Source organism: Paenibacillus sp. sgz302114 (genome assembly GCF_056120345.1).
This window is the reverse complement of the sequence record NZ_JBVYOI010000004.1, coordinates 237,170-261,752: the sequence shown is the minus strand read 5'-3', so window position 1 is coordinate 261,752 and position 24,583 is coordinate 237,170. Positions and strand designations below refer to the sequence as shown.

General features: G+C 47.4%; 25 protein-coding genes and 2 pseudogenes. 1 reads left to right on the top strand and 26 read right to left on the bottom strand.

Annotated features, from left to right (window positions below):
* Window positions 1–33: 33 nt before the first annotated feature.
* The 12 genes from AC0LWF_RS13280 to AC0LWF_RS13225 form a co-directional block, all read right to left on the bottom strand.
* Complete coding sequence (locus AC0LWF_RS13280) at window positions 34–498, bottom strand: glycerophosphodiester phosphodiesterase (RefSeq protein WP_474652004.1); 465 nt, start codon at window positions 496–498, stop codon at window positions 34–36.
* A gap of 205 nt (window positions 499–703) precedes the next feature.
* Window positions 704–1,546, bottom strand: coding sequence for an ABC transporter permease (locus tag AC0LWF_RS13275; RefSeq protein ID WP_474652246.1), 843 nt, complete (start codon window positions 1,544–1,546; stop codon window positions 704–706).
* Window positions 1,546–2,748: an extracellular solute-binding protein gene (locus AC0LWF_RS13270; RefSeq protein ID WP_474652003.1), complete on the bottom strand. Its 1,203-nt coding sequence runs from the start codon at window positions 2,746–2,748 to the stop codon at window positions 1,546–1,548. The genes AC0LWF_RS13275 and AC0LWF_RS13270 overlap by 1 nt, the downstream gene beginning before the upstream one ends.
* A 32-nt stretch (window positions 2,749–2,780) precedes the next feature.
* Complete coding sequence (locus AC0LWF_RS13265; RefSeq protein WP_474652245.1) at window positions 2,781–3,818, bottom strand: ABC transporter ATP-binding protein; 1,038 nt, start codon at window positions 3,816–3,818, stop codon at window positions 2,781–2,783.
* A gap of 117 nt (window positions 3,819–3,935) precedes the next feature.
* Window positions 3,936–4,760, bottom strand: a complete 825-nt coding sequence (locus AC0LWF_RS13260) for an ABC transporter permease (protein WP_474652002.1) — start codon at window positions 4,758–4,760, stop codon at window positions 3,936–3,938.
* Window positions 4,761–4,795: 35 nt separating this feature from the next.
* Window positions 4,796–5,806: a LacI family DNA-binding transcriptional regulator gene (locus AC0LWF_RS13255; protein ID WP_474652001.1), complete on the bottom strand. Its 1,011-nt coding sequence runs from the start codon at window positions 5,804–5,806 to the stop codon at window positions 4,796–4,798.
* Window positions 5,807–6,096: 290 nt separating this feature from the next.
* Window positions 6,097–7,341, bottom strand: coding sequence for a multidrug effflux MFS transporter (locus AC0LWF_RS13250; RefSeq protein WP_474652000.1), 1,245 nt, complete (start codon window positions 7,339–7,341; stop codon window positions 6,097–6,099).
* 128 nt (window positions 7,342–7,469) lie between these two features.
* Complete coding sequence (locus tag AC0LWF_RS13245) at window positions 7,470–8,042, bottom strand: 2-phosphoglycerate kinase (protein WP_474651999.1); 573 nt, start codon at window positions 8,040–8,042, stop codon at window positions 7,470–7,472.
* A gap of 78 nt (window positions 8,043–8,120) precedes the next feature.
* A complete protein-coding gene (locus AC0LWF_RS13240) occupies window positions 8,121–9,026 on the bottom strand; it encodes an aldo/keto reductase (RefSeq protein ID WP_474651998.1) in 906 nt (301 codons plus the stop codon).
* A gap of 251 nt (window positions 9,027–9,277) precedes the next feature.
* The gene (locus AC0LWF_RS13235) at window positions 9,278–9,616 is read right to left on the bottom strand and encodes a hypothetical protein (protein WP_474651997.1); all 339 of its coding nucleotides are present in this window, start codon (window positions 9,614–9,616) and stop codon (window positions 9,278–9,280) included.
* 460 nt (window positions 9,617–10,076) lie between these two features.
* Entirely contained in the window at window positions 10,077–11,168 is a 1,092-nt protein-coding gene (locus AC0LWF_RS13230; RefSeq protein ID WP_474651996.1) for a nucleotidyltransferase domain-containing protein, read from the bottom strand.
* A 174-nt stretch (window positions 11,169–11,342) separates the two neighbouring features.
* Entirely contained in the window at window positions 11,343–11,843 is a 501-nt protein-coding gene (locus AC0LWF_RS13225) for a hypothetical protein (RefSeq protein WP_474651995.1), read from the bottom strand.
* A 600-nt stretch (window positions 11,844–12,443) separates the two neighbouring features.
* Between AC0LWF_RS13225 and AC0LWF_RS13220 the strand changes: the two genes are divergently transcribed.
* Window positions 12,444–13,046 (top strand): YjgB family protein, encoded by a 603-nt coding sequence (locus tag AC0LWF_RS13220; RefSeq protein WP_474651994.1) that lies wholly within the window; start codon window positions 12,444–12,446, stop codon window positions 13,044–13,046.
* Between the two features lie 50 nt (window positions 13,047–13,096).
* Here AC0LWF_RS13220 and AC0LWF_RS13215 read toward each other — a convergent pair.
* The 14 genes and pseudogenes from AC0LWF_RS13215 to AC0LWF_RS13150 form a co-directional block, all read right to left on the bottom strand.
* Window positions 13,097–14,013 (bottom strand): annotated as a pseudogene (locus tag AC0LWF_RS13215) (glycoside hydrolase family 183 protein).
* Between the two features lie 437 nt (window positions 14,014–14,450).
* Window positions 14,451–15,347, bottom strand: coding sequence for an aldo/keto reductase (locus AC0LWF_RS13210; RefSeq protein WP_474651993.1), 897 nt, complete (start codon window positions 15,345–15,347; stop codon window positions 14,451–14,453).
* 139 nt (window positions 15,348–15,486) lie between these two features.
* A pseudogene (locus AC0LWF_RS13205) lies at window positions 15,487–15,735 on the bottom strand (DUF1801 domain-containing protein); the annotation flags it as partial.
* A gap of 147 nt (window positions 15,736–15,882) precedes the next feature.
* Entirely contained in the window at window positions 15,883–16,170 is a 288-nt protein-coding gene (locus tag AC0LWF_RS13200) for a hypothetical protein (protein ID WP_474651992.1), read from the bottom strand.
* Between the two features lie 3 nt (window positions 16,171–16,173).
* Window positions 16,174–16,596, bottom strand: a complete 423-nt coding sequence (locus tag AC0LWF_RS13195) for a hypothetical protein (protein WP_474651991.1) — start codon at window positions 16,594–16,596, stop codon at window positions 16,174–16,176.
* Between the two features lie 13 nt (window positions 16,597–16,609).
* Entirely contained in the window at window positions 16,610–16,975 is a 366-nt protein-coding gene (locus AC0LWF_RS13190) for a DUF2089 domain-containing protein (protein WP_474651990.1), read from the bottom strand.
* Window positions 16,976–17,241: 266 nt separating this feature from the next.
* Window positions 17,242–17,676 (bottom strand): arsenate reductase (thioredoxin), encoded by a 435-nt coding sequence (gene arsC, locus AC0LWF_RS13185; protein WP_474651989.1) that lies wholly within the window; start codon window positions 17,674–17,676, stop codon window positions 17,242–17,244.
* 16 nt (window positions 17,677–17,692) lie between these two features.
* Window positions 17,693–19,003, bottom strand: a complete 1,311-nt coding sequence (locus tag AC0LWF_RS13180) for an arsenic transporter (RefSeq protein ID WP_474651988.1) — start codon at window positions 19,001–19,003, stop codon at window positions 17,693–17,695.
* A 17-nt stretch (window positions 19,004–19,020) separates the two neighbouring features.
* Window positions 19,021–19,365 (bottom strand): ArsR/SmtB family transcription factor, encoded by a 345-nt coding sequence (locus tag AC0LWF_RS13175; protein ID WP_474651987.1) that lies wholly within the window; start codon window positions 19,363–19,365, stop codon window positions 19,021–19,023.
* Between the two features lie 257 nt (window positions 19,366–19,622).
* Complete coding sequence (gene desA, locus AC0LWF_RS13170) at window positions 19,623–20,633, bottom strand: Delta(5) desaturase DesA (protein ID WP_474651986.1); 1,011 nt, start codon at window positions 20,631–20,633, stop codon at window positions 19,623–19,625.
* A gap of 156 nt (window positions 20,634–20,789) precedes the next feature.
* Entirely contained in the window at window positions 20,790–21,353 is a 564-nt protein-coding gene (locus tag AC0LWF_RS13165; RefSeq protein ID WP_474651985.1) for a hypothetical protein, read from the bottom strand.
* Window positions 21,354–21,595: 242 nt separating this feature from the next.
* The gene (locus AC0LWF_RS13160; protein ID WP_474651984.1) at window positions 21,596–22,186 is read right to left on the bottom strand and encodes an isochorismatase family protein; all 591 of its coding nucleotides are present in this window, start codon (window positions 22,184–22,186) and stop codon (window positions 21,596–21,598) included.
* Window positions 22,187–22,325: 139 nt separating this feature from the next.
* On the bottom strand, window positions 22,326–23,306 hold the full coding sequence (locus AC0LWF_RS13155; RefSeq protein WP_474651983.1) for a GyrI-like domain-containing protein: 981 nt from the start codon (window positions 23,304–23,306) through the stop codon (window positions 22,326–22,328).
* A 211-nt stretch (window positions 23,307–23,517) separates the two neighbouring features.
* On the bottom strand, window positions 23,518–24,528 hold the full coding sequence (locus AC0LWF_RS13150; protein ID WP_474651982.1) for a phosphotransferase: 1,011 nt from the start codon (window positions 24,526–24,528) through the stop codon (window positions 23,518–23,520).
* Window positions 24,529–24,583 lie beyond the last annotated feature (55 nt).

Sequence of the window (24,583 nt, the reverse complement as noted above, 5' to 3'; positions counted from 1 at the left end):
TAGGTAGGTTCTGAGCGTTGAGAAGAAGGTAGGCTATTGGAGCTGGAATGCCTGTTTCACTCGCACCAGTGCCGCAACATTTCGGGTCGTAATGGAATGGACACCCCACTCCGCGTATTGGCGCATCATCACTTCATCCTCGACCGTCCACGCATATACAGGCAATCCTAGCCCTGAGTCAAAATCTGCAAATTCTTGATTCAAAAGACCGTGAAATATATTCACGCCAAAGCAGGAGGCTGCGCTTGCATCCGCACAAGTTTGAACCATTGCTTCACGGTAACTTAATGTCTTGAACAGCCCGACGTCCGTGTTAAGCAGCCTGCGAATGTCCGGCCCCAGCCGCTCAGCCAGCAGTGCCCGTTCCAGCTCGCAGCCCGAGAAGAAGGATTGCTGCGACAGGTCGAATTTGCGGATCAGCGCCGCAGTTGGCTCAATAGCAGCATCGACTTTTATATCCAAGTTCAAGATTTTACCAGAAGCGAGCACGATCGGCAAAATTTCTTCCAGCTTGAGGAGCCCGGTTGTCTTCGCGAGCTCTCGATGCCCATCGCTTGTTCACGATCATCAAGGTTTTTAGGTTCGTATACGAAGTCGATCCAGAGCTTGCCACCTTGTCGATTCAAGTGAAAGCTGTATGCAATATGCGTTTTGGAGCAGACCGGACTCACCTGTCCCTCCGCTTCCAGAACAAGACGTCTTATCAAGAACGCGCACCTTCTTCCTTAATCATGCTCCGGATGTAGAAATATCCCATGAACGAGCAGAGCAGGAACGTGAAGAACGCCAGCGCTGAAGCCTGCTGTTTATCCTGGAACACACCGAAAATTTGCTCCATCGATACGCCGAGCATTTGTGGCGCATTCGGTCCGAGTAGGAAGGGTGCGGTGAACGAGCCGATAACACCCATGAAGACGAAGGTAACTGCCACGAGCAGCGTTTTGTAAGTGAGCGGAAGTATAAACCGGGTGAAGAGTCGAAGTCTTCCTGCTCCAACGTCCTTCGCGCTTTCCATGACCGAATCCGGAACACCAGCTAAAGCAGAACCGAGTAGCATCGTGGTGAACGGAATGTTGAACCACAAATTCGCGATGATGATGCCTTTCATATCGAAGATGATGCGCGGGATTTCCCCGCCGCCTAGCAGCAGCACCCATCGGGATACCCAGCCGTGGTTGCCGAGCAACTGAATCAAGCCGTAGGTCGCGATTACCGAAGGGATGAAGATCGGGATCATGTACATATTCCGAATCCATGCGACTAATTTTCCTTTGTTGAAACGCATGTAAGCAGCCAGCGCATAACTAACGATGAGCACAATTACGACCGAAATGACCGTTACTTCCAGTGAGAATACGATATTGGAGCGCATCTGCTTATCGGTGAACAGGAACTTGTAATTCGATAGATCGTAGCCGCCCTCCTTGTTGGAGAGGCTTTCCTTGAAAGAGACCGCGATCGGGATGACCACTGTGACGAACAGCAATAAAAAAGAGGGGATGACCAGAAGCAATCCCAGAATCCCCATTTTCACCTGTTTCTTCATCATTGTGCGGCTACATCGCTTTGCCAGCGTTTGTTGATGTCAGTGCCGAGATCGCCGATGTTGAAGGTACGGAAGCCATCCGCCACGCCTTTGAAGGAATCTTGGATATCCTGCGGCATATTCGATAGCTGGATGCCTGGGAAACCGTGCATTTTGGTCACGACGACAGACTGCGCTTCTGGAGACAGCACGAAGTTTAGGAATTCATTGACAGCGTCCTTCTTCTCGGACAGCTTCGGAACCATTAAGTATGTTGGGCCGCCTGTGAAGCCCGGAGTGATCTGCGCAAGCTTGGTTGTCGCCGGCAGCTGGCCGTTGCCGATTTGTTCGAGCGCCATATCCGACCATGCTGGGATCATATCCACCTCGCCGCTGATCAGCAGATCCAGCGTGCCTTGGTTTTTCTTCGGATAGATTCCCTTGCCGTACACGTATTTGCCAAGACCCTTCAGTGTCTCGAAGCCTTTGTCCCACTGCTTCTCGATGCTCGGATCGGAGTTGTGGAGCGCATCTTCCGGCAGAGTACTGTACAACGTCGTCGTTACGAACGAGCTGCCTGCGCCACCTGTGGACGGATCGTTGTAGGCGAACTTCTCTGGGTTCTGCTTGATCCATGCGAGCAGTTCATCCAATGTTTTCGGAGGTGTTGCGACTTTCTCGCTATTGTATGCGAGCACGACGGCGGATGAACGATACGGAATCGCCAGGTTGGAGACATCAGTCAACGTTTTGCCGTCGATGGAGGCAAGGTTGGCGATTTTGGCCGGGTCGAGTGTTTCCCACAGATCGTCCTTCTGGCCTTGTGTCACGTTATTCAAGCCATCCTCGTAGAGATCGATGTCGCCGGAGCCTTTGCCCGCCTTCTTCGCCGCGAGAATCCGGTCGTATGTCGGCTGCGCGCCTGTACCTGACGGGATATATACCTCGTTAACCTTCACGTCCGCATGTTCCTTCTCAAACATAGGAATGATGGTATCCCACAGGTTCTTGACATTCTCCGAGCCGGTAAAATAGAAGTTGAATTCCACAGGTTTCGCCGCCGCGTCCGTTTGCGTCGTATTGCCGCCTGCATTCGTCGCGCTGTTGTTCGCCACGCCAGCGTTGGCTTCGTCGGCATTATTCGTGCTTCCACATCCTGTGAGAAGCGCTGCGGTTACAGTCGTCAGGGTCACTAACGTTAGAGCGGTTTTTTTGCGTAACATGTTTGTTTGCCTCCTTGGCATTTGGGAATGGTTTAGTAGTCTTCCGAATAAGTGAGCACTTTCTTGAAGCTGACATAAATCGGATCGCCCGAATGCAGCTCCTTGACGGAATCCCGCTGCTGGAACGCCCGGATAACACCATGCTCAGGCAATTGAATCGTCACTTCGGCATAATGGCCCAGTATCATGATCTGTTTGACGACGCCGGGCATTCCTTCTTGCTCTTGACTCGACAAGATGACATCTTCTGGCCGGATTGCCAGCCGTACCCCACCGGACAACGAATTCGAACTTGGAAATCTCAACTTCGAGACAGTCACTTGGCCTTCCGAAATCACCCCTTTCAAAAAGTTCATTTTGCCGATGAATTGCGCGACGAACAGCGTATTCGGTCGGTCGTAAATCTCTTGCGGCGTAGCGATCTGCTCGATGTTGCCGTGATTCATTACAACGATGCGGTCAGAAATCGACAGCGCTTCCTCCTGATCATGGGTGACGAACACCATCGTAAGACCGGTCTCCGCTTGAATTTCACGGAGCTCCTCCCGCATCTCGTGCCTAAGTTTGGCATCAAGCGCGGAGAACGGCTCGTCGAGCAGCAGCACGGCCGGCTTCAAGAGCAATGATCTTGCAAGCGCTATTCGCTGCTGTTGGCCGCCGGAGAGCTGACCGGGATACTTCTGGTCTGCGCCAGGCAAGCGTACCAGCTTCAAGACAGCGTCCACCTGTTTACGAATGTCATCCTTCTTCACCTTGCGTATTTTAAGACCGAATGCGAGGTTATCGAACACCGTCATATGCGGCCATAGATTGTAGCCTTGAAATACCATCGAAGTCGGACGCTTCTCCGGCGGAGACTTCAACACGCTCGCGCCTTCAATGAGAATGTTGCCGGAGTCCGGCTCAAGAAAGCCACCGATGCTGCGCAGCACTGTCGTTTTGCCGCAGCCGGACGGGCCGAGCAGCGTAATTAGCTCTCCCTTGCGCACATCGAGCGAAATGGATGTAACGCCTTCCCCAGTGCGGTAGCGTTTGGTTAATTGTTGAACGGAAACCTGGATGTCTCGCATTTCGTGGTTGTCTCGAATACCTTGAATTTCATTGTAGTGAGTACGTTGAACAGTTAGAGTTTCTTGCGTTTCCCGAATGCCCATATTAGCCTCCTTAGTCTTGCAATAGATGCTTCGTTATTTCAATGTGAACCCGCTGGACATGACATCCTCGCTTACGAACCGTTTGGCTGCGAGCAGCAGAATGATCGTCGGGGCCGTCAGGATAATAGAGAACACAGCACCGGCATAAGCCGGATAATCGCTAATGATGGAGTACATGACGATCGGCATCGTTTTATAATTCGGAATACCAACCAGGAAAGTGCCCTGTGCTTCGTCGAGCGAGTTCAGAAACGTGAAGATGGAAGCAACGATAATGCCTGGCAGCGCCATTGGCAGAGTGATCTTAAGAAACACCCGGATTGGCCCTGCTCCCACATCTCTCGCCGATTCTTCCTGCGCCTGATGCACATTCCGGAAAGCGGCGGTCGGAATCCACGTCATGAACATAAGCACGTTGATCATATGGATCAATACAACGCCAAGCAGCGTATTCATCAAACCTAGCTTGTAGAAGAGCACCGCGATTGAGACATATAGGCCCATCTTCGGAAAGGCATGCGTCAGCAGGAACGAGAATAGGAAGAATCGGCTGAGCGGGAACCGAATCCGAGCGAACGCATAAGCTGCCGGGATGCACAGCACGATGGACAACCCTGTTACAATGGCGGCAATCATGAAGGACAAGCCGATCGATTGCGGGATGTCCTCCTGTTTGAAGACGAAGGTCCACCATTTCATGGACCATTGATGCGGCATGACCTCTGGATAGTTCCATTTTCCGGTGAAGGCCAGAATCGCCAAGTTCAGCAGCGGCCCTAGAAAGAAGATCACGAAGAGCACAAGCACAATAAATTCAACGATCTTTCGGGTGCCTAATGCTTTGTAATACCAACGCATGAACGGTTGTCTCTCCTCTCGTAATAGATAAATAGTCAAATGCTCGACTGTCTGACGATTAGCCGGGGCATTAGCTGGCTGGGATGCGTGATGTTCGGCTCCTGCCTAATCAGCTGGTCCAGCAGACGGACGGACTGCGCGCCCATATCAGAGGTATCTACCTTGACCGTCGTTAAGGATGGTGAGAACATGGCTGCGAAATCGACGTCGTCGAATCCAACCACAGACAATTGTTCGGGAATGCGAACCGATTGTTCCAGCAGAAACTTCATAGCGCCCATTGCTAGCATATCGTTCGTGGCGAAGAGCGCCGTATACCCGCCCTCTCGGAAAGCATCCCATTGGCGGCTTATAATCTCGTAGCCTTCTCCGGAAGTCGACGTCCCCGCTGCTTGAATCGCAGCATCAGTATCCGGGATACCAGCCTGCCTCATGTACGTCATGAATCCTTTCAAGCGCAGATTGTGACTACGGTGGCTCTGAGGTCCAGCGATGACGAAAATCCGTTCATGCCCGGTACTTGTCAGATGCTCTGCGACCATCCTTCCGCCCGCTTCGTCCTCATTAACGATATGGATGACGCCGTCGACGTCTGTCGAGCCATTCACCATGACGTAAGGAAGGCCGAGGCTCGTTATGTGATCAATGACATTCTGCTGCAGCCGGCTAATGAGGATGAGCCCGTCCACCCGCTTCTCCATCATGAAGTCGGCCGACCGGTACGACATATCATGATCTGTTGTCACGAAGATCGAGTAGTTCAAGCGCGTCGCTTCCAACAAGACAGCGTCGACGATTTTTCCGTAGAAGGGATGAGAGGCGATTGGATGCTCCCGCCTGTACAGAAGTACGCCGATGTTATGCGTCCTTTGCGACACCATTGCCCTTGCGACCGCATTCGGTTTGTATCGCAATTCTTCGATTAGCCCAAGCACCTTGTCGCGCGCTTCCAGGCTGGAATAACCATTCCCGGAAATGATTCGCGAAACGGTGGATTTGGACACACCAGCGCGCCGGGCAATTTCTTTGATAGTCGGATTATCCACGGATGCACTCCCTTTCACTGCTGTGAGACCGTTCCCACATGGGATCGTTCCCACATCTATAGATTAATGATCTGATGTTTCTTCTGCGTTAAACCTAACCTAATGAATTGTAAAGTAAGCGCTTCGAATATCCACAAAAAGGAAAACCACCGAATCAAAGGATTGATTTCGGTGGTTTTGTGTAAAATGTAAATTTTACAGGAGGCATCATGGACATGTCCGGCTATCTTTTCTATACATTCTCTTCTAACAAAAAAACCTACCGTATATAGGTAGGTTTCCAACTAATATTAGATCGCTTTCTCATTCATCTGTTGATTCGATGCTGCTTGAATCGAAGAACGGCTTGGCTTCTTCTTGCCTAGTAAGAAGTAAGCCAGCATGGCCGCAACGCTCGTAATTAATATAATGACGCCGAGCGGAACAGCTGTGTCTTCACCCGCAATCCCGACTAGCGGAGAAACGACCGCTCCGAGTAAAAAGGGAATGACGCCGAGTAAAGCAGCTGCGCTGCCCGCCATATGCTTCTGGCTCTCCATAGCCAGCGGGAATGCTGCGGTTGATGTGATACCGATTGCCGCTACGAAGCAGAATAGTGGAATGACCAATGTGAATAGCGGTCCATGAACGACGGCTACTACGATAACAGCGACACTTGCCAAGCAGGCAAGCAGCAAGCCGAATAGCAAGAAGGTATGTTCGGATACTCGATGGGCCATGCGCCCGACAAGCTGGGAGCCGATCATTAGGCTAATGCCGTTCATTCCGAAGAGAAGCGCAAACACGGTCGGTGATGCCCCGTAAATATTTTGATAGATAAAAGGCGTTCCCGAGACATATGCGAAAACACCCGCGATCATGATCCCTTGTGCCAGCATATAGCCGACAAACTGGCGATCTCGCAAGAGCGTCCCATAGTTCCCCAGCTGCTGCATGAAATTGCTTGGCCCCCTGCTTTCAACGGGAAGCGTTTCCTGAAGTTTCCATTTGGTCATTGTCAGCAGATATAATCCGAGCAATGCCAACGCGATAAATACACCTTGCCAATTCGTGAAGGACAGAACCCCGCTACCGGTAACCGGCGCTACGAGCGGACCCAAATTACCGACAAGCAGGAGCATTGAGAAAAATTTAGTGAGCTCGTGTCCACTGTACAGATCGCGTGCGATAGCGCGCGAGATGACAATGCCTGCCGAGGCAGCAAAGCCCTGTATGAATCGGAATGCGATCAATAGACCAATATTGGGCGAGATGGAGCAAGCTAAGGAAGCGATGGCATAAGCGACCATTGAGAAAAGCAGCGGATTACGTCTACCGTGAGCGTCACTGAGCGAGCCCATGACGAGCTGACCGATACCGAGTCCGAGCAAACAAGCGGTTAGGCTGATTTGCACAAGCGACGCCGATGTATCGAATTGCTTCACAATCTCCGGAAAAGCCGGTAAATACATATCAATCGTAAAAGGCCCGAGTGTTGAAAATATCCCCAGTAGTAAAGCTAGTTTAAATACATTCAGACTGTTCTGCTTAGTCATGTTCTAGTAATCTCCTATTCCATATCCATCACTCTATTTATAGTGAATCTTCTAATCATAAAAAATTGTTCTACTAAAATAAATCATATCTTATTACCACCCACGTTAGCATTAACTCCACTGAACATTCACACCTGTTCTTTACGGGTAGCAATATACTCATAAACGCGGGCTATTTCCTCCTCGTATGAGCGATCAATCTCGAAGAAGTTCTTCCCAGTAGCTGCGCAGCTCCGCCTAAACACATCATTTTCTTTGAGATATTCCTCGACTGTGGACTCGGATGTATCGTCTGGCTTCAACTCGCCTCGGTCTTCAATGATGTTTCTGTACTTCAGTATCTTCTCTTCATAGTTTTCCATGATATAGCGATTGGAGAAGCCGAGAAACACAGGTATGATGTTGTCGGAGTAGCATTTCTCAAACTCTTGCAGATAATGCGGTAAAATATAGCACCCTTCAATGACCAGACTCTGCTGATTCTCAATCGCTGTCATAATGATCCCTTTAACGATAGGCCATAATCGATCACCAATGTGTTCATTGCTATCCATAGGCGTGAAGCCGCAATCGGCATTGCTCCGATATATTCCCATTTTCAGATGGTCAATGGAATAGTAAGGAATCTTATAGGTTTCTAGCAGCTTTTGAGCCATATAGGTTTTGCCCATTTGACTGTTGCCGCTAATAAGTATAATCATCGATTTCCCCCTCTGGATAAAGAACAGGTACAATCACTTGGATTGTACCTGTGATGTATCGGTCGTTTCGAATTACAATTAGCTCTTTGGACCTTGTCCAGCCGCTTGCAGGCGACGCTTCGCTTCCTCGTAAATCTCGCCTGAAAGTGCGCCTTTCTCGGCAATTCGTAAATTCTCGGCAAGATGCTCTGGATTCTTCGTTCCAACGATTGTCGTGGACAAATTCGGATGGCTGAGCGTGTACCGGAGAATAAATCCTGTCCGACTTTCGCCTTCCTCCAGCAACTCATCGAGCTCCGCCTTCTCCCAAACAGCCCAGCGATCCTCATTGCCAAGTCCCGCGCCAGGCTCACCGCGACCTACTCCGCCGCGAATGATCGTGCCTGCACCGGCAATCGCCGCATCCGAGATGATGTTCTCATGATCTCTTTCCAGCGCAGAATATGGAATTTGGAAGCTGTCATACACACCGGACTGAATGTAGCTTGCAATGTGTGGCAACGTCGAGGAAATACCGATCCAGCGCACTTTGCCGGAAGCCTGAATTTCCCGAAGCACCTCCACCAAGTTTCCTTCTTCTGTCTGCTCCACAGTCGGATTATGGAGCTGCAGCAAGTCAATGTAGTCCGTATTCATCCGACGCAAGCTTGTTTCAATGTTGTGCAGCAGGTTATCCCTTGTCCAAACATGAGGCGTTTCGTCGTGATCGCCGCAATTCACTACTGTACATCCGCATTTAGTTGCTAGAATATATTCGTCACGGCGTTTGCTTATGAAGCGGCCGATGTATTCTTCGCTTAAGCCGTAATCATAAGCGGTATCGATAAAATTAATACCCGCATCCAGCACGGTGTTCAAGATTCGATCAGCCTCGGAGTCCGTGACGGATCGGCCGCCCCATATCCGCGGGCCACGAATTTCCATAGCGCCAAATCCTAGCTTAGTTACCTCGAGTCCTGTTCTACCTAGCACTGCTTTTTGCATTCTGATTCCTCCTCAATAGACTAGTGAATCTTAAACCCAAAATGGATATGCAAATATTCCGTGAGTATCATCCTGAACGCATCAACCATGTTCTATTATATCAATAGCCCCCATCTAACATAAGAAGTGAAAAAATGATTACTCACTAACCTTAAAGTAACTACTGTTTGGTAGGAGAATTTTAAGTTCCCGTTCATATGAAAAATGGAGCAGCTGCCGTCGGCAACCACTCCAAGTTCTTATTGTCATTATTATAATATTGGCGTGTGTGAGGTATGAAGCTCATGTGTGTAATCCTCGAGCACATCCTTTGCTACCTGGAGATCATCCTTGTGAACCTGAAGATTTATGGCAGCATATTGGTCTGATGCGTGCATCGTGCCGGTGGTAATGCCAGATGCCGGCTGTCCATCCTCCACGCGGATGCGGGAGCGGATACCCCGTCCGTGTAAATAGGCATGCTTGTTCTGTAATTCATCCGCCTGATTGCCTGGTGCAACCAGTACTGTTTTCCATCGGCTTGTGCGGAATATGACTACGGCAAGTAAGAAGAACACAGAGACACCAACGATAATCAGAATTGCATCCATCGTCATTCACCTCTTGGTTCTGGAGAATAGTTGAAGCATTCATTCCCCTATTTCCTTTACCTTAACCTCCTCTATATCGTCGTGAAACAGCTGATCAAGCCCAATCGTAGCTGCTTCATCCGTTTATGCAACGTCATCGCACGCTTCTTGCTCTGTGAAGTCGGCTGAACAGATTTCCGTGGCATTGTGTCGTGGACAAGCGTAAAATGCAAAGTTTGGCTTCTTCGGCAACCAAGCTTTTTTATAAAATACCGGAATTGACGGGAACGCAACCGCATGCTGATGGCTTGCAGTGTCACACGCTGCTCCACGGAATCACATCCTTTAATTGAGCTCATCGCACCATGTATTCTCCTAAACATACGTATTCTGCCGAGCTACCGGACGTGTGGTCACTCATCCCTCCGGCCATTCATTGACAGGTATGGAAATAACGGAAAAGGCTGCCATTGGCAGCCCTTCAGAACTTAAACGCACTCATATAATGTGCATGCAATTGCTTAATGGTTTCGAAGCGCTCTACCTTTCTGCCGACCTTTACATATTCGTCCATGTACTCATCCATTATTTCAAGGAACTTCTCTTTCATAACTTGCAAATCACTCGCATCAAAGTGCTGCATCAAATCAAACCTTGGCGTTCCGATGACGGCAGCCATTTCATCGAGATATTGTTGAGCTCCTAACGCCGCATGAAAAGCATACGATGCATCGTTAGACTCAACACTGTTCATAATTTTATTGCGACAGTTGCACCACAATTCTTCGTAAGTTCCCCTAAGATTATCGAAAGTCGGAGTAGGCTTAACGATAAAGTTATTACACATCGCACTGTGCAACTCCGTAACGCTTTTCAAAATATTTAATGTCGCAGTTCGAATATCTTCGATCGTACGAGCTTCTATTACTGCCATGTATAAGGACTCAAACCCATCCGGGATGTAGCGATACTGTTTAACTTCTTCCAAATACCGCTTGATCCCCCGTTTGATACAAGTGTTATTCATGCTAACCAAAGCATTGACCAGATTATAGACAACACCAGCAGATGCATGACGCACAGAGCCGATATCATCAGCCAGCATGGTACTGCTGTATTCTTGCTTTGCAATATCGATCCATTTTCGGGCTCGATTAAGACACTCTTCTCCAATTGGATTCGCGAGCGCATCTAGAGCTTTTTGTCTAAATCGATTAAATTTCACCAAATCCTCAGGCTTTGCGTAATAGAGTATTTTGAGCTCGGTAAGGCTCGAAACCCCCGGACTCTCCAAGCTTGCTTGCGCCTGTATTCGAGTATCCCACGGTGTGCAATAGATATCATATCCGACATCATCTAATATAAAGCAATAGGATATTCCCCAAGCCCGGTCTGTGTTATTAATGATAATTAAGTCAAGATCGCTCTTCTCGTGAAAATCTCCGGTGCTCATAGAACCTGTTAGCCCAATGATTGCTATATCGTCGGGAAAATCCCTCTTCGCACGTTCAATCACCATATTGATTAGCCTTTCATTTTTGTCCATCAGCTGTTTTTTTATCATTTCGTTCATTCGTTACACCCTTTCTTGGAGCCGTCATTCCCAGGCAGCACTTTCAACTTAAGTCTATCGATCACGCCCTGCGGTTGCTATGTAGAAGTTGGTTTAACTCATCTTATACACAAAAATCCGCTAAACAGTCTTCTTGACTGCTTAGCGGATGTGATTCGTCTTTTTCACAAAATTTCATCCCGATTTCTTGTTATTTACGTGTTTGTTAACCATCTCTTTCATCGCAGATACGGTCGTTCTCTTATATTGAAGTCCCAGCCGAAGCACCTGTAATTGCTCCCTGCGAGATAGGCTCTTGAACCGAGGTTCCTGCTTCATGAAGCGCCGGATAATCGCCCAGCTGCTTGACGGGGTTCGTTCCCGCTTGATGTACGGCACTTCATACGGCAAATTCTGCTTGCGTATCCGTTGAATCAACGAAGTTAGCTTGGCCGACGCCTTAGACTCGTCTACAAGACAGGCTGCAGCTGTTTTCCTCGTGTACTTCTTGAGGTAATCATAATGGCTGCTGCCACTTACCAAGACGTAGCCACCAGCTTTCCTGCTCTTGCGAACAATCATGAGCTGCATGCAATCCTGTGCGGTCCGTTTGAGTTCCTTGATTCGATTCGTTAGCCCACCCGTTAATCCGGGTTTGATCTTGCTAAGGGGGATATACTGAACCGTATATTTCATGGCATTCACCCCTTCCAGGTTTTCTTATGTATATGCGCTCTCCCACACTCAAGCCACTTATGCGCCAAAAATCTTCCTGTTTCGACCAAAAAAATAACCCGCTGCAAGGCGGAGGTTGCGTGGAATATGCTCCATTTACTGAACGCAAGAAGGCTGCGCCGCCCTGGGCTCAGCCTTCTTGACGAATGCGAATCCAATCCAAAGGCATAGAATGATGCTGATTATGAGCGTATCTGTCTTTTTGCGATTTGTCACAGCACCATTAAGTAGCTTTGTTTGCATCTGTATTCGATACGCTGCCAACATAATGACGAACGTGAAGATCGTTGTTGAGATTGCGAATACTAATAACTTCTACCTCATTTGCTGCTTCTACCCTTTCGTGTACATTGTTATCCCTTTGATTTTATGGATGATCGGAAGTATACGCTGCGCAGTTCGGCAGCCACTGTAAGCCAGCATTTCATGAGTGGAGGCTTGTTACCTTCTTGTAACTCTTTCGTTACCATTCTGTCACCTCTTCCGAGACAAGGTTAGTTACTATAAGGTTGTAAGTTGACTGTCCCTAGTCTCCACAAAACTTGAAGAGGTGATTGATTTATGAAGAACAAACCCAAAAACTCCTTGAAATTAGTCAATAAGATTGCATTGGCCGCTTTGATTGCGGTAAGCTCCACGACCGCTATCTCCGATCTGAATGCCCACGCAGCAACAGCCGATGCCGGCCTTAGCGCGCAGAAGGGCAGCACATATATTAAGAACATCTACAAACTTGCTAGTGTTGGGAAAATCCCTGGATTAAACGCCATCGCTGGCAAAACGCCGATCTCGGCCGTTCATTACAAATGGGGCGATCCGGAAGTTGGCGGCGACCTGAAAGGGAACCATTACGAAATGTACAATTTCGGCATGGGACAAGGCGCTTACGGCTTCGGCATCAACAAATCCGGTGTGATCTATGATTTGCGCAATTTCGGGCAGTCCATTGATCAGACAGTTGGCGTCAAGTCGCTGACCTTCGCTTCGGTCATCCAAACACTCGGCATGCCCAAAGAAGTTCGCTTCTCAGGAACAGACAAAATTTACGTATACAATCCTGCGAAAGCGTACGAACTGAAATTCGTCGGCCCAAGCAAAGTCTCCAAAGGTAAAATCGCGCATATTGACCACATCAACGTCTACTCTGCCAAAGCGAACACGTAACACTTAACATAGAAAAACTACCCATTAGCTAAACATGCTGCCGAATTTCATTATCGGCAGCATGTTTTTTTATCATTTCTGCAAGGTCGCCTTAAACCAGAACACATTGTACGGGTTCCACAGCGACAAAGTGAAATATATGGTCTTGCCCCATCAGTCGTATAACGGCTGTTCATGAAAGGAGCGTATAGTCCGGGCTGCTCCGAGGCTGTAACGAGATCGAGCGCTTCTCCCCATGGTCCCCAAGGCGTAAGCCCTTCGCGAAGGACAACACCTTCGCCTTCCTTCAAATACGTCATTAACCAGCGGTTCAAATAGGAGTTCCATACTACTGACAGTTCGCATCAATGATCGTCTTCGCTTTCGATTGCTCCTTACTCCAGACGGGTTTGCCCTGCTCACTGCTTCCAGCATAGTACAAATAAGCATCCGGTTTCTCGATATCCGGCTCGGACACCTTCATCAGCTGCACACCGCCGAACCGTCCCGAGGGAATACACCAGAAATAAATGTCCGAGATACCAGCACCATTCTCAGTCTTGTACGGGCTAACTCGGATGAAGTTGCTCTCACCCGGCCATTTCAACTGATCCAGCAATGTCCAATTCCGGCCCTTATCCGTCGATTTCGCTACGCTTGCAAAGTTTGCATCCCAATTGCCGGGGGCGCCCCAATGATTGAACGACATATAATAGATGTACATTTCGCCGTTCGCCGCCAACCCGTGCGTCGGTATAGTCGTCATTTCGTCATTGTCGATCTTCTTGGACGGCAGAAGCTCTTTCGCAAGCCCCGTATCGTCTGTTATCATGCCGTCCAGCTTAATGCCATCTGCCGGATTATCATCCGTCGTATAGCCAATTGTATTGGAACGCCAGAAACTGCCTCCGGCGCCGATTTGATCTGTGTCGCGTGCACCGAACGTATCGCCAAAGACGAAGTATGTTTTGTCCCCAACGCTAAACATCGAACCGAGATCCGTACCGTGTACTCCGTAACGTTCCGTTTTACTAGATGAATCTGCACCTGTAATTTGCGATATTTTCTGAACATCGGTCACGTTCTTCAAGACAAGAGACTTCCCCTTGCGTCCAACATAGCATTGTTGCCATCTTCCGCGCAGCCAGCCGATAAGAGCAGCGAGGCTATTGCAGTAGCCAAGCCTACGGCTGCGATCAAACTTTTGGATTTCAAGGTGTCACTGCCTTTCCGTATTGTAATCGTGGATGCTGTTATGAACATCTACTACTACTTCAAGAATTTCCCATCGTTTCCTGCCAGTTGGATGAACATGCTTCTGCTCGTTGCTGCACGCGCGTTCGATATGCATTCGAAAAGGAGGCTGGCAGATTCGCCAGCCTCCCTATTCGTTGCCCGCCTTTTTCGGCAGCCATATCTGTGTTCTCAGCCTTGGCCGATCCAATCAGCCAATGCCTTCGCCTTCCACTGCTCACGAATTGCTTCGTATTGTTCCACTGTCAGCAAGCCCTGTGCCAGCAGCCGCGCATTCTCCGTCCAACGGTCCGGCTTTGTCGTGCCGACGATTGCAGCGTTCACACCTGGAACAGAGAGAGTGAAGCGGAGTGCCGTGCCGATTGAATCGCTCAGGTCTTCTTGAAGGAAATCGTAGCCGAGCTCCTGCAGCCGATTCCAGTAGGTGTGATGATACCCGGATTCCGGCTTCATGCCCGTCTTCCACGCCGCGTTCGCGATCGGCCGTTTCGCGACGACGCCAATGCCAAGGCGTTGAGCTTCCGGAATCGTCAGAGTTATCGCTTCTTGGTCGGCGATGTTGACCGACGTCTCGAGCGAGTCGAAAGCACCGCATTGCACGGCGTAGAGTGCGGCTTTATGGTCTCCGCTGTAACCGATGTAGCGCGTCTTGCCTTTCTCTTTCGCCCGTTTCAGCACGTCAATGACGTCGCCTTGGCGCAGCAGCTCCTCGGAACATCCGTGCAGATGCACGACATCGACGTAGTCTGTTTGCAACCTTCTCAAACTACGGTCGATGCTGGCCTCCAGCATGGCCGGATCCCAGTCAGGCTGGTCGAAGCCGGACGCATGGCCGCATTTGGTGAACAAATAATAATCCCCACGCCGCTTCGCAATCGTCTTCCCGATCAGCTCCTCGCTAGTTGCGTAACATTCCGCCGTGTCGATGACGTTCAGTCCCGCGTCGAGCGCACTGCTGAGCAGCTTGTCCGCCTGTTCAACGCTGATGCCCTCGAAGCCGATCTCTGCGCCGCCGAAGCCTAGAATACTCACTTTCATGTCCGTTCTGCCGTACTGCCTTTTTTCCACCCTGCATGCCGCCTCACTTTCGATGATTGGACTTGGATTGATGTCTCTCATTATAGGCTGCTCGCTAATGTTTAGAAAGAAGTGAAAATTTTGTCAGCAGCTAAACTTATGTATAGTAACTCGAATTAGCGGGGTTCAATTAAGCGGTATTTATGCTAGAGCGTACTAGAGGCTTGTTTTTGTCTAATTGAGTTAATGTTCCATCATCCATTTGCCCACCACTACGGAACTTGATCGTCTTTCGTTCCGGAGGACCATCGAACAGCCCTTCAGGCAATTCGAGCCCAGTTGCGTTAAAGATCGTGAAGCTTACGGCGTCCTTAGAAGTCGAGATCACTGCTGCATACTTCTTGTTTAGCAGAAAATGTGGCTTCTTGTACTCTCCTCTCCACATAAATCGTCATTTATTGAAGACTATAATAAACAAATTCTTCAAGAAGATTAAACTATCCTGCTGCTGGTCTTTACCGATCAGTTAATCGCTATCATCGCATATAATAAAAAAAGTCCGCGATTTACGCGGACTTCATACGACTTACAAACGAATCAACACTTCCGTGCCGTCCTGAGCCCGGACATCGACTAGCACTGTCCCTCTGGAACGCTGCAACTCCTTAATAAGCTGCCTGATCGCTTGCTTCGTGCTACGATTGCCGAGAATGGACAGCACCAGCTCAATTCCGTTCTTCTTATGCAGCCAATCCATCATTTTGCGATGGACGAATTTGGAGGTCAGAATTACGCTCCCTATGCGCAATATTAAATATGGAACGAGAATCGTAAAAGCATGCTCATTATTCTTAACCTTCACCATTATCATCATTTATCACTCAATCACTACGTTGATGGTATCATTGTCACCGGTGCGGATGTCAATGATTTGCCCGTCAAGCTCGTTCTCGATTGCATCGATCAGCAGATGGATATCGATATCCTTCACATACTGCGCAGCCTGCGGAATATTGGACGCGATGCTGTGCCCCGCTCCGAGTACTGCCTTCACCAGTTTGATAGGCACATTAATGTTGACATTGTCGTTATCTTGGGAGGTAATTCGTATTTTCAGCGTCTTAGATAAATAACCGCCGGATGTCGATGAGAGTCTCTTCGAATAGTCGGGTCTCGCCAGCACCTGTACGGCTTGAGTTGGTTGCTTCTCCTTTAACGCGTTAATCAATTCTGAAGCCTGGGCTGAATCAATTTTACCTTCCTGCATCATGGACAGCACTTTACCGATTTCTTCTTTCATCGTTTCATCCTCCTTATTCATGCTTCAACAATTTGACCGCTTCGTCCGCAGTGATTTCACCATTCTCCAGCATGGATATGACCTTCTTCTCATCGAATTCCGACTTCTTCCGCGTATCGTATCCGAGGGCCGTGATGATGTCATTGAGCTTGCCGCGCACCGTCGGGTAAGAAATGCCGAGCTCTTTCTCCACTTCCTTGATGTTGCCTCTGTTCACTAGAAAGGTGATCGCAAAATGGAGCTGTTCGGGCGAAAGTTGAGCGAGCGTTGATAATTCAAATGTATTCTCAATTCTCGTCCTGCAATGTCCGCATTCCAGCTTGACGGCGTACAGCGAATTGTCGCATACAGGGCATTGTGTAATGATGGGATATTTCATACCCGACTCCTTTCCTTTTCTTAAAGTATAAATCAATATATTCAATTTGTAAACGATTTGAATCAATAAAGTTAATAAGAAAATTAATTTTATTGATTTTGGACGTAGTACCACTAGAAATCTTTAAGTGTTCCATTAAAAAAAGAAAGCCTCGTCGAATTCATCGAGATGAGCCAAGTTTCAACCTGGTCCATCCCTATCGACTCGACGAGACTTTTTTCATAATTGTCGCGTTTCATTTGCGACTCGATCTCAGGTTGAAGGCTTTATTTTCCTTCTGCCACAAATCGCTCGATTCGGTTTCGAATCGAATCGCGCACCTCACGAAATTTATTATTGATTTCTTCTTCAGAACCGGTTGCTTTTGCTGGATCATCGAAGCCCCAATGCCATCGCTGCGCTTTGTCATTGCTGACAACCGGACAGTTATCGTTTGCGTGTCCACAGAGGGTTATAATGTAATCCGCCTGTTTCAGGATTTCAGGTTCAATAACATCCGATGTATGAGATGAAATATCGATGCCTGCTTCCTTCATGATATGTACCGCACGGGGATTCAATCCGTGGGCTTCCAGTCCAGCACTTTTCACTTCGAATTTTTCACCGCCAAGTGCTCTCAGGAAACCATCCGCAATCTGACTTCTACAAGAATTTCCGGTACAGAGAAAATAAACGAGTGGCTTGCTCTGCTTCGTGTTCATTATTGGTGATCTCCTCCTATCTTGAAATGCCAGTTGATTGAATCAAGTGAAGCCAGAAATACAATCCGGTTAACGTGATTAATAATGTCGGAACAGTCAGTATGATACCGATTCTGAAATATCCGCCCCATGTAATCTTCACATCTTTACGGGATAATACATGCAACCACAAAAGCGTTGCCAGTGAACCGATTGGCGTAATTTTTGGTCCCAAATCACAACCGATTATATTGGCATACACGAGTGACTCACGAATAACGCCTTGCGCGGACGTCCCTTTAATAGCAAGCGCATCAATCATAACTGTCGGCATGTTGTTCATAATGGATGATAATATCGCGGCTAAAAACCCTGTACCGACCGTAGAAACGAACAAGCCTTGATTTGCGATCGCTTGTATAACATTTCCAAGGGCATCTGTCAGCCCAACGTTTCGGAGTCCATAAACGACAACATACATTCCAATTGAGAAGATGACGACTGCCCAAGGTGCGCCTTTAACAAGTTTCCAGGTATGAATCGCAGGACTGCGCCTCGCGGAGAGAATAAACCAAATGGCAACGCCTCCTGCAAGTACAGATACAGGAACGTGAATGAATTGACTCACAAGGTACGCTACGAGCAGTACAGTCAAGATCACCCAAGAAAGACGAAACATCATCTTATCCTTGATGGCATCGACCGGTCGCTTGAGCTGATTGAGATCGTAATTGGCTGGAATGCTCTTTCGGAAAAATAGGAATAATACAAGAAGGCTCGACAATAAAGAAATGATGTTCGGAACGATCATCCGGCTAGCATATTGGACAAATCCGATACCAAAATAATCGGCTGACACAATATTAACGAGATTACTGACCACAAGCGGCAATGACGTCGTATCTGCAATAAAACCGCTCGCCATGATGAACGGCAATATCATTCTTTGATCGAATTTAAGCGCGCGCACCATAGAGAGAACAATAGGCGTCAGTATGAGCGCAGCACCATCATTTGCGAAGAAAGCAGCTACGGCCGCACCAAGAAGAATGACGTACACGAACATCAGCTTACCGTTGCCTTTGGCAAGACGTGCCATATGCAGCGCCGCCCATTCAAAGAATCCAATCTCATCTAATAAGAGTGAGATCAGAATGATGGCGACGAAAGCGAGCGTTGCATTCCAGACGATACCCGTAACCGTACCGACATCTGCTATATCAACGACTCCAAAAATCAAAGCAAGAATTGCTCCACCGCTCGCGGACCATCCAATATTAATCCCTCTCGGTTGCCAAATAACAAACAGTAATGTGAGAAGAAAAATGAGTAATGCGATAAATGCCATTTGGCCCTCCATTTGACTTAGCAGCATCTTGAATTATTGTCCGCCGGTCTAAAAATGCAGCAGAGCTGCTCAGAAAGTAAAGCGTTTATCTCGTTAGGATTCAGCTCATAATAGCTCCAAGTCCCTCTTGTCTCTTTCGTAATAAGGCCAGCGTCTAGCAATATCTTAAGGTGATACGACAGCTTGGACTGCGGCATTTCCACTACCTCAGTTAAATCACAGACGCAAGTATTGCCGCGTTGACACAGCTCATACAGAATTTGAAGTCTCTTTGCATCAGCTAGTGCCTTGAATTTTTGTTCGTATTTTTCAAATGAAATCGGTTGAGTTGTTTGTTCATTGACTGGAATTGTTCTCTTCATCACGAACACTTCACCTTCTTCTCTGCATTTGGTGTAGCACCAGTTATTCAGATGGGATTAATCAAAAGTATTTAATCAAATTTTCTTGATTTAAAAGCTTGAGTAAAACTTACCACACAATCATCTTCAGATCAATGTTTAATCAAATAAAATTGATTTAACCAATTTCTATTGTGCTATTGCTATTAAAGCGAAAAAAGGCAACCGATTCTCGAGATCGGCTGCCTAGTGATCCTACTATTTATAAAGCATTACAGCTAATTAGCTGCTGCATTCTGTATCCGCTTCAATGCCCGAAATCCAATAAACTTTCTACTCGTCTCATCCCACAGTCTGAAATTTAGCGAAGCTAGACTCGAGAGCAGCGTAATTTCCTGCACTTGCCGCATTCGCGGATTGGAATGATGGACAGTTCCGAGATTATAGTTCGGAATCCTTGGGCTCAAATGGTGAATATGATGGAACCCGATGTTGCCAGATATCCAACGAAGGACACGGGGTAATTTATAGTAGGAGCTGCCTTGCATCGCAGCTTGTACGTAATCCCATTTATCGTTCATTTCATAATAGGAGTCCTCGAATTGATGCTGAACGTAGAACAGCCAAATCCCAGCCACACTTGAAACGAAGAATACCGTTCCTTGAATAAGGAGAAATGATTGCCAGCCTATTGCCCAGCAAAGCAATCCCGCAACAGCGGCGATACCTGCATTGGTCAAATAGGTATTGTAACGTTCTTTCGCGTTCGCGCGCTTCCGGTTAAAGCGGTAGTCGATCAAGAAGATATACACGGGCCCGATCGTAAACATGATAAAGGGACTGCGGTACAACCGGTACACGAGTTTGCGCAATGGTGAAGCCTTTAAATATTCGTCAACCGTCATCGTCCAAATATCGCCTGTGCCTCTCTTCTCGAGATTGCCGCAAGTCGCATGATGTACAGTGTGACTATGCTTCCATTGAAGATAAGGCACATAAGTCATAATTCCAGTTATGGTCCCTACAATATCATTAGCTCTGCGTTGCTTGAAGAACGATTTGTGACAGCAGTCATGGAAAATAATAAACGTCCTCACCAGAAATCCTCCGGCGACGGCGGATAGTCCTAGAGTCAGCCAAATCGAAAGAGATAAGCTCCAATAGGCGGCAAGCCACAGCAGCACGACAGGCCCGATCGTATTGACGAGCTGCCAAATACTGTTCTTTAATCGCGGTTTTTCGTAGGCTGCAATCTCTTTGCGCCAGTTATCCTGCTCTGAATCCTTCATGTTGTAAGGTTATCCTCTCTTTGCCTGCCATCATAGAACTTAATTGTACCAACAACGGTATTACGTGGATAGGGCAAAGTAGTTCCAATTATTTTTATTTTTTCTTTTTTGCCAATTTACGGCTTCTAAAGCCTATATGTTTTGTCCTTTGCAACTTTAATGAGACACTACGATTTGATCGTAAGTCGTCGCTTCGGCACCGTGGATCTCATTTTGCGCATTAACCATCGCTTCTTTCAATTTCTCCAAATTCAATTTACCATCGGAGGAAGCGTAATTCTCTTGGCCGACTAGCCTTGTATATTGGTCATCTATTACATCCAGATAGCCTACTTCTCTCAAACGTTGATTGTCCAAAATCTGTATACAGCTGGCGGCAAGCAGGCGGTAAGCTTTGTTCGTGCCTGCGAGATATCCCCGTACTTTCGCGGCGTCTGCAGATGTTGGACCAAGCTCGATGTTGACACCTTTCAATCTCTTCTCCAACTCGCCTACATCGTTTGTAATGCCTTCTGTTGAAGGCTTAGATATCTCAGCAGGCGAGGTTATCGTCTTCGTCTCCGTAGAGGGAGATTCATGTTTGTCACCAATAGAGAAAACACCCGCTTGAGTTAGTGCGATAGTTAAACCAGTTACTGCAGTAATAATTCCAGCCATTGCTGTCAATATTCCCGGCAACGTTTGCCACCAAGACTGAGGTTTGGGTGGTTCTCCACTCATGCTCCTCTCTCCCATCTTTTTTGCTAACATTATATTCCAATGGGACAAAAGAGTGTTGCTGTTTAAGAGGGCTCATGTATCGATTCTTAAGACAAATTTTTAATCATTGTAATACTTTCACCTTCAAGGTTAGCTTTCGAAAATCCTTTTGCCGTATCCTCTAAACCACGGAGAATTAAATCTTTAGCTTGTTTCTGAGTTTGTTCACTCACAAACAATTTCAATTTCGAAATGGTTCGTATTTACCACTCGTTCCAATAAAGAGGCGAACCCCAGAATGGGAAGAGCGTCTCGAAAAGTCCCCTCTTCTGATCCACATTACCCGTGTAAGTGTCCACGCCTTCAAACAGAACCTTGGCACGATAGCCGCGATGATGCAGTTCCTGGAGAGTGCTCAGAACGCAGATTTCGAACACCAGTCCGATTAAGACAATTTCATGCTCGGAGCTCGGTGGTCCGATCGTTTCGGACAACCACCTGTCGAAGTCATTTGGAGAGGGATATGGGACACCTGGGAGTTCGTTCACTTGCCCAGCTCCTTCACGTATCCACACTGGCGATGGTTCGGATTTGACCCACGTTGACTGCTGTTTCAAGTCGTTAGGGACGAGAGATTCATACCCCCACGTACCTGGTACGCACACAGAAGTACCCTTGCCAGGCTCGGTATCACGATAGTCCGATATAATCTCAACAACCTTGTAACCGCGCTCGCGAACATACGGGAATATGGTTTCCCTAATGAATTGTACACAAGGCCGTGGGCTGTAATGGGCACCGCCTTCTGATGCAAAGTCGTTCTGCAAATCGATAGATAGGAAAATGACCGACATCCTGCACCTCCGCAGATCATGCTTCTTGTAGCTGCATGATAGTTATTCGATTAAGGGATAATACTGTCCTGCCACAAAGCGGACCAATCTATCGTCAAAAAAAGCCGCTGTTAGCGGCTGCTTAGACAGGTATAGTTTGTCATCCGACAGCTTTCTTACGAATCGGATAGAGCATCGTAAAGTCAAATATCTCGATCTCTGAATACGGAATCGTAAGTGCGTTCACTGGTTCCAGAGGGACTGTCTCCATCCCTAGAACACCTTCACGCGTATCGATTTCAAATTCATGTGACTGCTCAAGCCAAGCGAATACCGCATCATAGACTCGCCACATATGGGCCTCATTCCCATATACTCTGGCTTTCAGGCAAAGCCCTCCGCTTACTTCCAATGGCTCGATTCCATCCGGAACATCCCCAAATTCACGAACTTCCAATCCAACCCACAGCGTTTCGACTTCCTTGCTCCACTGCTCTTGCGGAATGAACACATACGCAGACGGGCTCTCTGAAAGTCGTGCATCTTCCAGCGGAATTTGCGCTGTAAGCTTGTTCCAGGCTACACGGGTCCCGCTCTTGTCCGGTGTCATTCCCGTTCTAACTGCCAATGTTTTGAATGGGGCTACTTCTACCAGATCAATCACTATCGATTCTTGCACAACCGGTTTAATCTGAACAAACATATCGAATTCACTATCGCTTTCTTCGCCTTTATATCTTTCGTCGTAAACCTCGAAGCAGACAATATCGAATTGTTCGTAATGGTTTGTTCCGAGCCAGCTCATGAGTTGTTCGAACGTTTCATTAATCTTGCTTATTGGTCCCCGATGTACGGCTGTTGCATATTTGCTAGCAGGAATTGTATAAGAATACATTCCTTCTGGTACTACACCGTCTGCACCTTCTAGCTGAGTCTCAACGCCAGCCAAATAACCAAGAACATCTCGTTTCATCAAACCGATCGTTTCTAGTTGATTTACCCTTCCATTAACTTCCTCGATCCTCTGAAACAACGCAGGCCAGACATCTCCCGGATTGGTAGGTTCACCAATATTGCCTATGCCAACAATCTTACGTTCTGTATATTCAATGAGCTTTGGTGAAATATTCACTGTAATCATCGTCTCCTTATCCATAAGCAGCAGAATTAGTTAACCCAGGTTTCCGACCAATATCCCTTCATGAAATCGAGCAATCGTTCCAAGACCTCTACCCCTAACACCTCGGATTCCTTGGCTGCCCGCAGCAGTTGTACCGATTGCTCGGCAACCTTCGGATCGTCTGGTTGTCCCCCCTGTAAGCGTTACCGAAAGGGGATGCCAGAAGAACAGATTATCTATCAGTTAGCCATTTTTTTATTTGCGAGATCTGATCTGCGTAACACTTAATGGCATTAATTGTAGAGAATACTTGCTCCGTTCCCAGCTGTTGTTCTTTCTCGTCCGAGCATTCGATCCATAAAGACCGTTTCAAGTTATATTCTAGCCAACCTAACTTGCCGAGGAAGCCATTCTCTAATACAGCTTTCCAGTTAGCTTGAAGGCTTCCGCATCTTACTTTATAACCGCGAATAAATGCTAAAAACCGTTCTTCGTCAATGACACCGTTTTCATTTTCAGACCAGTAAATAGCCGTCTCTACCAAGTCTTGCATCGGATTTATATAGCCGGATGCTTCCCAATCAATAATGACTGGGCGATCTTGATGCCACATCACATTTTTGGAATCCATATCCCCGTGGCTAATGAGCATATTAGATAAAAGCAGCTCCGCTGCTTGGTTTGCTTGATTGTTCCATATGTGAAGCTGATCCATATTGTCACGTAGAAGGTCTATCCACGGAGCATTGTTGTCTTGTCCTTGCTGCACATATTCACTCCAATCCGTCAGTTGCGCACTTATTGATCCATGACTAGTCATACCTAACTCGGAAAAATCAGTCAGATGGATACCCGCAACAAGCTCACCCATCTTCTCGCAGTGAGTTGTCTTAATTTCGTCAGGCTTTAGACTTCTGCCCTCTATCCAATCAAATACAAGGTAGTATTGATTGTCTACTTCCTGTATGGAAGCTCCATTAAATTGCTTAGCTGGAAGAGCAGGTACTTGATTAGCCGCAATATTAGCAATTCGTTCTGAATTTATAAAGTTTTTCATAGCAGTAGGTCTAATCATAATTTGAGGATTTAATGCTTTTACAGCGTAGCTCCCTTGATCGGTATCAACCCTATACATTCTGTGTAATAGTCCACCAGATATCGGCTCAGGAATACCGATTAATTCGCCGAGCTGCAAACCATGACATAATTTATTAAATTGTATGTTGTATTGAATATCAATCATTAGATGATGATTCCCCTTTTTAGAAACATGGAATTCTTATCCAAATTCAGAATAG

Coding starts and splice junctions, on each gene's coding strand:
- AC0LWF_RS13155 (WP_474651983.1), bottom strand. CDS start 23,306: ATGATTACAGTGAATATTTCACCAAAGCTCATTGAATATACAGAACGT.
- AC0LWF_RS13180 (WP_474651988.1), bottom strand. CDS start 19,003: ATGGCATTTATCGCATTACTCATTTTTCTTCTCACATTACTGTTTGTT.
- AC0LWF_RS13275 (WP_474652246.1), bottom strand. CDS start 1,546: ATGAAGAAACAGGTGAAAATGGGGATTCTGGGATTGCTTCTGGTCATC.
- AC0LWF_RS13245 (WP_474651999.1), bottom strand. CDS start 8,042: ATGATTATACTTATTAGCGGCAACAGTCAAATGGGCAAAACCTATATG.
- AC0LWF_RS13240 (WP_474651998.1), bottom strand. CDS start 9,026: ATGCAAAAAGCAGTGCTAGGTAGAACAGGACTCGAGGTAACTAAGCTA.
- AC0LWF_RS13160 (WP_474651984.1), bottom strand. CDS start 22,186: ATGTCGGTCATTTTCCTATCTATCGATTTGCAGAACGACTTTGCATCA.
- AC0LWF_RS13250 (WP_474652000.1), bottom strand. CDS start 7,341: ATGACTAAGCAGAACAGTCTGAATGTATTTAAACTAGCTTTACTACTG.
- AC0LWF_RS13200 (WP_474651992.1), bottom strand. CDS start 16,170: ATGATGATAATGGTGAAGGTTAAGAATAATGAGCATGCTTTTACGATT.
- AC0LWF_RS13225 (WP_474651995.1), bottom strand. CDS start 11,843: ATGAAATATACGGTTCAGTATATCCCCCTTAGCAAGATCAAACCCGGA.
- arsC (WP_474651989.1), bottom strand. CDS start 17,676: ATGAACACGAAGCAGAGCAAGCCACTCGTTTATTTTCTCTGTACCGGA.
- AC0LWF_RS13270 (WP_474652003.1), bottom strand. CDS start 2,748: ATGTTACGCAAAAAAACCGCTCTAACGTTAGTGACCCTGACGACTGTA.
- AC0LWF_RS13165 (WP_474651985.1), bottom strand. CDS start 21,353: ATGAGTGGAGAACCACCCAAACCTCAGTCTTGGTGGCAAACGTTGCCG.
- AC0LWF_RS13195 (WP_474651991.1), bottom strand. CDS start 16,596: ATGAAAGAAGAAATCGGTAAAGTGCTGTCCATGATGCAGGAAGGTAAA.
- AC0LWF_RS13150 (WP_474651982.1), bottom strand. CDS start 24,528: ATGATTGATATTCAATACAACATACAATTTAATAAATTATGTCATGGT.
- AC0LWF_RS13175 (WP_474651987.1), bottom strand. CDS start 19,365: ATGAAGAGAACAATTCCAGTCAATGAACAAACAACTCAACCGATTTCA.
- AC0LWF_RS13220 (WP_474651994.1), top strand. CDS start 12,444: ATGAAGAACAAACCCAAAAACTCCTTGAAATTAGTCAATAAGATTGCA.
- AC0LWF_RS13265 (WP_474652245.1), bottom strand. CDS start 3,818: ATGCGAGACATCCAGGTTTCCGTTCAACAATTAACCAAACGCTACCGC.
- desA (WP_474651986.1), bottom strand. CDS start 20,633: ATGAAGGATTCAGAGCAGGATAACTGGCGCAAAGAGATTGCAGCCTAC.
- AC0LWF_RS13190 (WP_474651990.1), bottom strand. CDS start 16,975: ATGAAATATCCCATCATTACACAATGCCCTGTATGCGACAATTCGCTG.
- AC0LWF_RS13235 (WP_474651997.1), bottom strand. CDS start 9,616: ATGGATGCAATTCTGATTATCGTTGGTGTCTCTGTGTTCTTCTTACTT.
- AC0LWF_RS13260 (WP_474652002.1), bottom strand. CDS start 4,760: ATGCGTTGGTATTACAAAGCATTAGGCACCCGAAAGATCGTTGAATTT.
- AC0LWF_RS13230 (WP_474651996.1), bottom strand. CDS start 11,168: ATGAACGAAATGATAAAAAAACAGCTGATGGACAAAAATGAAAGGCTA.